This is a genomic window from Geomonas sp. Red276 (assembly GCF_054784495.1).
In genome coordinates this window covers 151,731-160,951 of record NZ_BLXW01000010.1, presented here as the reverse complement: position 1 = coordinate 160,951, position 9,221 = coordinate 151,731, and the positions used below count along the sequence as shown (strand labels likewise).

Annotated in this window: 8 protein-coding genes; all 8 read right to left on the bottom strand. The window is 65.5% G+C overall.

Going from position 1 to position 9,221, the window contains the following annotated elements:
* Nucleotides 1–371: 371 nt before the first annotated feature.
* The 8 genes from ACYVL5_RS09570 to ACYVL5_RS09535 all read right to left on the bottom strand — a co-directional run bounded on the left by ACYVL5_RS09570 (nucleotide 372) and on the right by ACYVL5_RS09535 (nucleotide 8,673).
* On the bottom strand, nucleotides 372–1,223 hold the full coding sequence (locus tag ACYVL5_RS09570; RefSeq protein WP_460595336.1) for a rhomboid family intramembrane serine protease: 852 nt from the start codon (nucleotides 1,221–1,223) through the stop codon (nucleotides 372–374).
* 29 nt (nucleotides 1,224–1,252) lie between these two features.
* Complete coding sequence (locus ACYVL5_RS09565) at nucleotides 1,253–2,539, bottom strand: dihydrolipoamide acetyltransferase family protein (RefSeq protein ID WP_460595335.1); 1,287 nt, start codon at nucleotides 2,537–2,539, stop codon at nucleotides 1,253–1,255.
* A 129-nt stretch (nucleotides 2,540–2,668) separates the two neighbouring features.
* Nucleotides 2,669–3,631 carry an alpha-ketoacid dehydrogenase subunit beta gene (locus ACYVL5_RS09560; RefSeq protein WP_460595334.1) on the bottom strand — a complete coding sequence of 321 codons (963 nt, stop codon included), beginning with the start codon at nucleotides 3,629–3,631 and terminating at the stop codon, nucleotides 2,669–2,671.
* Between the two features lies 1 nt (nucleotide 3,632).
* Nucleotides 3,633–4,688, bottom strand: a complete 1,056-nt coding sequence (pdhA, locus tag ACYVL5_RS09555) for a thiamine pyrophosphate-dependent dehydrogenase E1 component subunit alpha (RefSeq protein ID WP_460595333.1) — start codon at nucleotides 4,686–4,688, stop codon at nucleotides 3,633–3,635.
* A 129-nt stretch (nucleotides 4,689–4,817) separates the two neighbouring features.
* Entirely contained in the window at nucleotides 4,818–5,501 is a 684-nt protein-coding gene (locus ACYVL5_RS09550) for a TVP38/TMEM64 family protein (protein WP_460595332.1), read from the bottom strand.
* Between the two features lie 14 nt (nucleotides 5,502–5,515).
* Nucleotides 5,516–7,030, bottom strand: a complete 1,515-nt coding sequence (locus ACYVL5_RS09545; RefSeq protein WP_460595331.1) for a mercuric reductase — start codon at nucleotides 7,028–7,030, stop codon at nucleotides 5,516–5,518.
* Between the two features lie 350 nt (nucleotides 7,031–7,380).
* Nucleotides 7,381–7,956 carry a hypothetical protein gene (locus ACYVL5_RS09540; RefSeq protein WP_460595330.1) on the bottom strand — a complete coding sequence of 192 codons (576 nt, stop codon included), beginning with the start codon at nucleotides 7,954–7,956 and terminating at the stop codon, nucleotides 7,381–7,383.
* A 21-nt stretch (nucleotides 7,957–7,977) separates the two neighbouring features.
* Complete coding sequence (locus ACYVL5_RS09535; RefSeq protein ID WP_460595329.1) at nucleotides 7,978–8,673, bottom strand: outer membrane protein; 696 nt, start codon at nucleotides 8,671–8,673, stop codon at nucleotides 7,978–7,980.
* Nucleotides 8,674–9,221 lie beyond the last annotated feature (548 nt).

Below are 9,221 nucleotides of genomic sequence, written 5' to 3'. Positions count from 1 at the left end.
GCAGAACCCTGCTCGGTGGTCTAAAGGCATCCGAAATTGGGACCCCGTGGGGGCCGTTTTCCTTAATCCTGAGCCTGCGCCGGAAATCATACTCGCCGCAGCTTAAAACTCAGCAGAGGCGACAACTACCTTGACACCCGCCGACACATCACCTGCGTGGACCTGCGTGGACCTGCGTGGACCTGCGTGGACCTGCCTAGACTTGCCCAGACTCGCCTGGGCGCCTAGCTTGCGTGGATTTGTGTGGATTTGGCGCAAGGGGCGCAAGGGGCGTGCGCGTGGGAGGGGCTGGGTGAGGGTGTGAAACGTGGGCGGTAACTGCAACACGGGGCGGCTCTCCCTCTGGTGGGAGGGAGAGCGCAGACCGCGATCTAGAAGGAATGCCCGTGGGGGGAGTAGGTGAGCGCCTGGAAAGCCGCCAGCCCCAGGATGGCAAGGGTGCCCAGTACGGAAAGAACCATCAGCATGCGGTGCACGGAGCTCTCTTTCCGTTGCTGCTGGTAGCCGAGGAGCTTGCCGAGGAGGACACCACCTAAAACGCCGCCGCCATGCCCCCAGTTGTTGATGCCGGGCATCACGAGCCCAAAGAGGACCAGGGAGATCAGCCACCCGTTGACCTCTTTGGAAACGGCCATCCCGTAGCGCCCGCCGCTGCTCTTCCCGAAGTAGTAGAGGGCGCCGATCAGGCCGCAGACGGAGGCGGAGGCTCCTATGGTGAAGGCAATCCCGGCCAGACAGGAGACGAGGTAACCCAACACACCGCTGAAGGTATAGATGATGAACATCCGGCTGGGACCGTACTCCATCGCCACCCAGGGGCCGATCTGGCGCAGGGCCATCATGTTGAACAGCAGGTGCAGGATGCCGCCGTGGAGATAGCTCGCCGAAACGAGGGTCCAGTAGCCGCCGATTTCCATCGGGACGGTCCCGGTCGCCCCCAACAGGAGGAGGCTTCGCTCCCCCGGAGAAAGAAAGCCAAAGGGGTTGAGGCTCATCCCCATGCCCCCCATCCTGTTATGGCTGATGGCCAGGGAGAGGACGAAGAAGATCACGTTGACGGTGATGATCGCCTTGACGAGCCCCTGGCCGTCGGGATCGACCCGGTTCAGGTCGGCCAGGGAGGCAAAAATGCCGGGGCGGCGGGCTCCGCACCAGGGGCAGCGGGCATCCGAGCTTCCGATGAGCCGGCCGCAATGTGAACAGTAGATGGCACGTCTGGGCATGTCGTTTCCTTCCTCGGCCCTTTCGAAGATCAGGTCGCTTCGAGCAGCAATAAAGCCGGATCCTCAAGGTAGTGGAGTACCTTTCCGAGGAAGCGGGCGGCATAGGCGCCGTCGGTGGCGCGGTGGTCAAAGGTGAGCGAAAGGGGGAGGATCTTCCGGATGGCAATCTTCCCGTGGTGGACCCATGGACGCTCGACGATGCGGCCGAACCCCAGGATGGCGACGTCTGGCCAGTTGATGATGGGGGTCGCGAAGGTCCCCCCGAAGTGGCCGTAGTTGGTGATGGTGAAGCTGCTGCCGCGGAGTTCCTCGAGGGCGATGGTCCGCTCCCGCGCCTTTCTGCCCAGCTCCTGCACTGCCTCGGCCAGCTCGATGATGCTCTTCTTGTCCACGTCCCGGATGACGGGTACCATGAGTCCCTCGGGGGTGTCAACCGCGATCCCGAAGTTGTACTCCTTCTTGAGACAGATGACCTCGGCCTCTTCGTCGATGGAGGCGTTCAGAAGCGGGTACTCGCGCAGGGCGTGCTGGGCCGCCTTTATGAAGAAGGGGAGGAAGGTGAGGTGGGCGCCACGGGATTCGACCACGCCCTGTTCCCGCATCCTCATCTCCCAGATCTCGGTTATGTCGGCCTCCTCCATACTGGTCACGAATGCGGTCAACCGTTGGGAGGCGAGCACGTTGCGGGCGATGGTCTTTCTCAGCCCCCGCAGCGGAAGCCCCTCTCCGGGACAGGCCGCCGGGACGGTGAGCGCCTCCGCCGTCTCTTCACGGTGATGCGTTTCCCCCTTCGCTTCCAGATCCTCCGGCCGGATGCAGCCGCGCGGCCCGCTCCCCCGGACGGTCCGGAGATCGATCCCGCGTTCCCGCGCGATCCGGCGCACCATGGGGGTGGCCAGACCTTCGAAGGGGCCAGTTGCGGGCCCCTCCTCGCCCTCGGCGGCGGGGGGCGAGGGCGCGGAACCATCCCCCCTCGGCACGGCGGGAGCCGAGGGAGCGTGTTCCTCCGCCTCCGGAAGCGATCCGACGATCCCTACCGACGGCCGGCGGGGCGGCTCTCCCCCTTCCCTTCCGACCTCACCCTCCTCGATCGAGAGCAGTGTTTCCCCAACCTTTACCGTCTCCCCCTCCTTGCGGTGGATCCGCACGATCCGGCCGGCCCGCGGGGAAGGAACCTCGACCACGGCCTTGTCGGTCTCCACCTCGAGCACCGCCTGGTGCTGCGTCACCCGGTCTCCCTCAGAAACCAGCCACTTGCGCAGTTCCACCTCGGCGATACCTTCGCCCAGATCGGGGAGTTTGAAATCAAAGGCCATGGATTCTCCTGTCGTCACCTAACCGGGTTGTTAAAGGTACTGGGAATTGTTGCCGGTCGCTGCATCCTTTACGCCCCCCTCCTGTCCCGCCCCTTCCCTGACGGTGGCGGGGGCGGGACGGGGGAGTGCCTAGTATTTGAGGACTTCTTCGACGGCGGCCTGGATCTGCTGTATCGAGGGAAGGTAGTGGTCGATCAGCTTGGCCAGGGGGACCGGGACGTCGGGGGCGGCCACCCGCTTGACCGGCCCCCGCAGAAAGAGGATCCCCGCGTCGGCCAGGGTCGCCGCTATCTCGGCCCCGACCCCGCAGGTCAGCGCCGCCTCGTGAACGATCACCGCCCGGCCGGTCTTCTTCACGGAGGCGAGTACGCTCTCCATGTCGAGGGGATTCAAGGTCAACATGTCGATGACTTCGGCATCGAACCCGGCAACCGCTTTCAGCACCCGCTCCAGCATGCTTCCCCAGGCGACAACGGTGACCTCGCGCCCCGGCCGCGCCACCCTGGCCCGGCCGAGCTCCACGAGGTATTCCCCCTCCGGGACCTCCTCCTTGATCATCCGGTAAAGCCGGGTCGGCTCCAGGAAGAGGACCGGGTCCGGGTCGCGCAGGGAGGCGAGCAAAAGCCCCTTCGCGTTGTACGGGCCGGAGGGGACCACCACCTTGAGACCGGGGGATTGGCAGAAGAGGGCCTCGGTGCTTTCTTCGTGAAGCTCGGGGGCCTTGATGCCGCCGCCGTAGGGGGTGCGAACCACCATGGGACAGCCGAAGCGCCCCCGCGAGCGGGAGCGCAGGCGTGCCCCGTGGGCGAAGAGCTGCTCAAAGGCGGAGTAGGTGAACCCCATGAACTGGATCTCGGGGACCGGCCTCAGGCCGCAAGCGGCCATGCCGATGGCGGCACCCATGATCCCGGATTCGCTGAGCGGGGTGTCCAGCACCCGCTCCGGGCCGAAACGATCCTGGAGCCCCTCGGTGACCCGGAAGACCCCCCCGTCGCGCCCGACATCCTCGCCGATGATCACCACCCGGTCGTCCCGCGCCATCTCCTGGGCCAGCGCCTGGTTGATGGCCTGTACCATGTTCAGCTGGGCCATGTCAGCGCTCCTTCCTTTGCCGCTGCTGGCGGAGGGTGAGTTCAGCCAGGGCACCGTCGAAAAGCTCGGCAGGATTCGGGGGAGGGATTTCCTCCATCTCCCGGACCGCCTGGTCGATGGCGGCGGTAGCCCACCCCCGGACCTCGCCGGCGGCCTCCGGTGTCCAGCGGCCTCGCGATTCCAGGTAACGCTCCATCCTCAAGAGGGGATCCCGGCTCCGCCACTTTTCCACCTCCTCCGGCGAGCGGTAGCGGCCGGCATCGTCGGCGGTGGTGTGATCCGCCATGCGGTAGGTCAGGCACTCGACCATGGTCGGTCCCTCCCCGCGCCGCGCCTTCTCGAGCGCACCGGAAACCGCGGCATAGATCGCCAGTACGTCGTTACCGTCGACCTGGATCCCCTCGAATCCGTACCCGACCGCCTTCTGGGCGAGCGTCGCCGAGGCGGTCTGCCCCTTCACGGGAACGGAGATGGCCCACTGGTTGTTCTGGCAGATGAAGACCACGGGTAGCCGGTAGACCCCGGCCATGTTCATCGCCTCGTGGAAGTCCCCCTTGGAAGTGGCGCCATCGCCGAAAAAGACCGCCACCGCGACCGGCTCGCGCCGATAGCGGACCGCCAGGGCGGCCCCCACCGCATGGGGGAGCTGGCTTCCCACCGCCACGCAGAAGGGGAAGATCCTGAACTGTTCGGGGATCCGCTGGGCCCGTTCATCGCCGGTCCAGTACTGGAGGAGCTGCGGGATCGGGAAGCCCAAGGTGAGATGCACCCCCATCTCCCGGAAGGAGGGGAAGATCCAGTCTTCCTTGGTGAGGGCGAAGGCGCTTCCGACCTGGGTGGCCTCCTGCCCCTTCACCGGTGGGTAGGTCCCCATCCGTCCTTCCCGCTGCAGGGAGACCGCCCGCTCATCGAAGACGCGGGTGAGCACCATGAAGCGGTACATCTCCCAGAGTCGATCGTCGGATAGCGGAGGAAGGAGGGCCAGATCCACGTCGCCGGAGGGGTCGAGGATGGCAAGCTGGCGTACCTGGAACGTCGCGATTACCGTGTCTGGCATGGTCAGGGCTCTCAGGGGGGATTTGTCGTGCTGTGCAAAAAGTGTATCACACCGTCATCGATAGCAAAGAGAGTAATGATAACGCCCTGATAGAGTCCCGCCCACTGAATGAGGGCCGCAGAGTGCTCCCTATGACTGACGCCGCTTGGCGGCAAACCGTGAGTAGAGGGCGGGAACCAGTGCGAAGAGGCCTAAAAGGGCGAAGGAACCAAGCACCCGCGGCGAGACGACGTCCCCCAGGGAGTGGATGCCGGCCAGCCCCGCGCCGGCGTTCACGTAGACGAAGCCGCCGGGGATGATGCCGATCAGGGTAGCCGCGGCGAAGGTCCCGAGCCTGATCCTGGTGAGCCCGGCGGCCAGGTTGATGAGGAAGAAGGGAAAGAGCGGCACCAGCCTCAGGAACAGGAGGTAGTTGAAGCCGCGGAGCTCAAGTTCCCTGTTGAGCCCCTCCAGGCGGGGTCCGAAGCGGTGGAGCACGGTGTCGCGCAAGAGATAACGAGCCACCAGGAAGGCGAGGGTTGCCCCGATGGTGGCAGCCGCCACCGCGTAGACGGTCCCGAGGAAGGAGCCGAAAAGGGCGCCGGCGGCAAGGGAAAGGATGGCGGCGCCGGGGAGGGAAAGGGCGGTCTGGAGGATGTAGATGGCGGCAAAGGCTGCCACGGTGAGGACCGGATGGGCGTCGTTGTAGCGGGTCACCGCCTCGCGGTTGGCCTTCAGCGACTCCAGGGTCAGGTATCGCCCGAGGTCGAAGTAGAAGAAGAGCCCCACCGAAAGCAGGGCGATCACGAGCAGGATGACTTTCTTTACCGGCAAGGGATTACTCCATTCTAGCGCCGCTGCCAGCGAAGCCAGGCAACCAGCAGCTTCTTCAGCCGGGGGGTGAGCCGGCTGCGGTTGTAGAGGTCGGCCAGTTTCCTGACGGCCTCGGCCTGGGTGGGATAGGGATGGATGGTCCTCCCGATGGCGGAGAGACCCGCCCCGGAGCCGATGGCCAGCGACAGCTCGTTGAGCATCTCTCCGGCGTGGCGCGCCACCAGGGTCGCCCCGAGGATGCGATCGCTCCCCTTCTTCAGGTGAACCCGGGCGAACCCCTCGGTCTCGCCGTCGAGGACCGCACGATCGACTCCGGCAAGGGGGACCGTCAGTGTGGCGACCTCGACCCCGCGGGCCGCCTCCTCCTCCGGGTAGCTTCCCACGTGGGCGATTTCGGGATCGGTGTAGGTGCACCAGGGGACGCTCAGCCGCGAGTTTCGCTGGCGTCCATGAAAAAGTGCGTTGGCGATCACGATCCTTGCCTGGGCGTCGGCCAGGTGGGTGAACTTCAGCCCCGGGCAGACGTCGCCCGCCGCGTACACGCGCCGGTTGGTCGTTCTCAAGAAGTCATCGACCACGACACCGCTTCGGCCGCAGGCGATCCCCGCGCTCTCAAGCCCCAGCCCCTCCAGGTTCGGGAGACGCCCGGCCCCCACCAGGATGGCATCGACCTCCAGCTCGACCCGTTCCCCTTCCCTCTCCAGGACCAGGGCCTTGCCCCCTTCCCGGCTCGCGACGGATGCGATGGTCGTGCGGAAGCGGACGTCGATCCCTTCGCGAAGGAAAGAGCGCAGCAGGAGCCCGGCGGCATCGGCGTCCTCCCGGGGAAGGAGCCGGCCGCCACGCTCGAGGATGGTGACCCGGCACCCGAACCGGGCGAAGACCTGGGCAAGCTCGCAGCCGATGGGACCGGCACCGATCACCGCCAGCCGCGGGGGGAGCGAAGTGAGGGTGAACACGGTCTCGTTGGTGAGATAGCCGGTGTCGGCGAGCCCCGGGATGTCGGGGGCGGCGGGTCGCCCTCCGGTGCAGAGCGCGGCGCGGGCGAAGAGGAGCCGGCGCCCGTCCACCTCGACCTCGTCTGGGGCGATGAAGCTTCCGCGGCCGAAGAAGACGTCCACCCCCAGTTCGTCCCGGAATCTCCGGGCGGAATCGTGGGGGCTCAGCTCCGCGCGCAGGCGGCGCATCCGCTCGACGGCTCTGCCGAAGGCGGCTTCACCCGCCCCACGCTCCGGGGGTGCTCCTCCCTGCGATTCCCAAAAAATCCGGGAGGAGTGGATGAGCGCCTTGGATGGAACACAGCCGACGTTCAGGCAGTCGCCCCCCAGCAGGTGGCGCTCGACGAGCGCGACCCTGGCGCCAAGCCCCGCGGCCCCGGCGGCGCAGACCAGGCCAGCGGTTCCCCCGCCGACCACGACCAGGTTGTAGCGCCCTGCCGGGACGGGGTTGACCCAGTCGGGGGGGTGGACGTTAGCGGTGAGGGTCCGGTTCTCTTCGGTGTCCGGTTGCACAAGGATCGGGTCGCTCATCGGGACCTCGGATACGTTGGGGGACAATAACGCAGTGGATGGCGGTTAACAACTGCTTTCTTATTAATGATATCACCCCATGCTCCCCCGCCTATGCAAACGCCAGAGGCTCGCGCGGTACCGTACGGCGGCAGCAACGATGAAGGCCTTTTCAATGGGGGGAATAATTGGGGTTAGTGAAGGAGGAGGAGGGGGAGGAGGGAAGGCGGTGTGGGAAAGGGAGGGGCCACGGGCGGGGGGGAAGTGGGGAAGAGAGCAGGGGGTGGGCAAAGGAAATAAAAAAAGGACGGCCCGGAGGCCGTCCATCAGAGTTCATTTGATGGCAACTGGTTTGGTGAGGATCAGGATGATCAGCTGGCCTTGAAGAGGGCGTAGGTGGCCATGCGGTCGGCGGAGAAGCTGACGTCGCCGGTGGCGGTCACCGTGGCGCTCGCCAGCTGGATCCAGGTTCCGGTGGTGGCGTCGTACCGGCAGACGATGACCGCTTGGCCGGTGGCCGCAGAACCGGCCGAAATTGTCACCGACAGGGCGGGAAGGACGCTGCTGACAGCTCCCGCCTCGACGGTCAGGTAGCTCAGGAACCCGGCCGGGGCGGTTCCCCTCGCGGTGGCCGAGAGGTTGCTCTCGTCGGCGGAATAGCTCACCTTGGTGTCGGTGGTACCGGAAACGACCGCGTGGCCGGCATCCTCCAGCAGGGTATGCCCAGCCAGCACCACCTGGTTACCGGAGGGGGCAGCGAGCGGCACCGCAGCCGCACCGGTGTACCCCCAGGAGTCGCTGGCCAGGGTACCCGTGGCCGCCACTATGGTGGTCGGCGGGGAGGGGGGGACGGTTCCGGCCACTCCGCTGTCCCGATCCCCCATCCCGCAACCGGCGAGTCCGGCGACCACCAGGGCCGCGAGAGCGAGTTTGGTCGCTTTCTTCATGTTGGTATCTCCCGGCCGCGGCTAGAACTTCAGCCTGAGCCCTACGGTGGCGTTGTGGCTGGCCAGCTTCAAGTCGGTGGAATTCGGCCAGTCCTTGCTGAGGGAGGCCCGGCTGGTCCCGAAGTAGCGATAGCCGACATCCAGCGACAGCCTGCGATTCAAGGCCACGTCCATCCCCCCCCCCAGCTGGTAGGCGAAGGCCACCGCGTCGTCGGAGTTGAAGATGTGGTAGTTGAGGGCGCCGGTGTTGGCGTCCACCCCCTTGGCGGTGCTGACGCTCACCGAGGAGAAGCCCATCCCGCCACCGAGGTAGGGGGTCACCGGGCTCTGGTTGTGGACGTCGAAGAAGCTGTTGAGCATGGCCGAGAAGGCGCCCACATGGCCGTCCACGTTGACGTAGTGGGTGCCGTAGGTGGCCTCGGAGACGTTGTTCATCTCACCCTCCTTGTAGGAGAGCTCCCCCTCCACCCTCACGAAGCCGAAATCGTACCCGGCGGTCCCCCCGATGTTGATGCCGGGATCGAACTGCACCAGGGCGGACTTGGTGGTGACCGGGTTGTAGGCGGTGGTGGTGATCGTGGTGTCCTGCGGGGTGGACGAACCGACAAAGAAAGAGAGGTATCCGCCGGGGTCGGGGGCATTGGCGAAGCTGACGACAGGTAGAGCCGCCACCGCCACGAAAGCGCAGAGCGCCGCAAGTTTTCTGCTGATGTTCATTGACCTTTCTCCTTGACTGGTTGAGGTTTGCCTCCCCTCGCCCCACGCAGTGGAGCGGACGAACGGGAGAAACGGCAGTATCTGAAGCGGACTCTGTCCCGACAACACCGTCGGCGGAAACCGAGGTGACAAGCCGGGCGCACTGCTCCCCATCGGGTGCCCCCCATGCGGGCGCACCTTTCCCTTGAGCCCGGAGGCGAATCCGAGGCGAAATGGTCCTGGACCGGCCGGCGAGGCCTGGCCCGGAGGGGAATGACGGGTGGGTGAGATCGGCTACTGCAATGGTCCTGCGTCTAGACCCGGAGGGGGGGAAGGTCGGGAGGGTGGTGGTGCCGGGTGAGGGCTGGGTGCAAGAACTGATTAAATGGCAACGTAACAGAGAAGCCGACGAAAGCGGGGCGAATTATAGTCATCTTCCTGTCACAATGGAACCATTTTTTTCGTAAAATCAGTCAATTAGATTCATCGAACAGTCACAAGGAAAAGGGGAGCACTGTCATTATACAACTTTAATTTTAAAGGAAGGCACAAAGGAAAGCTTGCGGGGA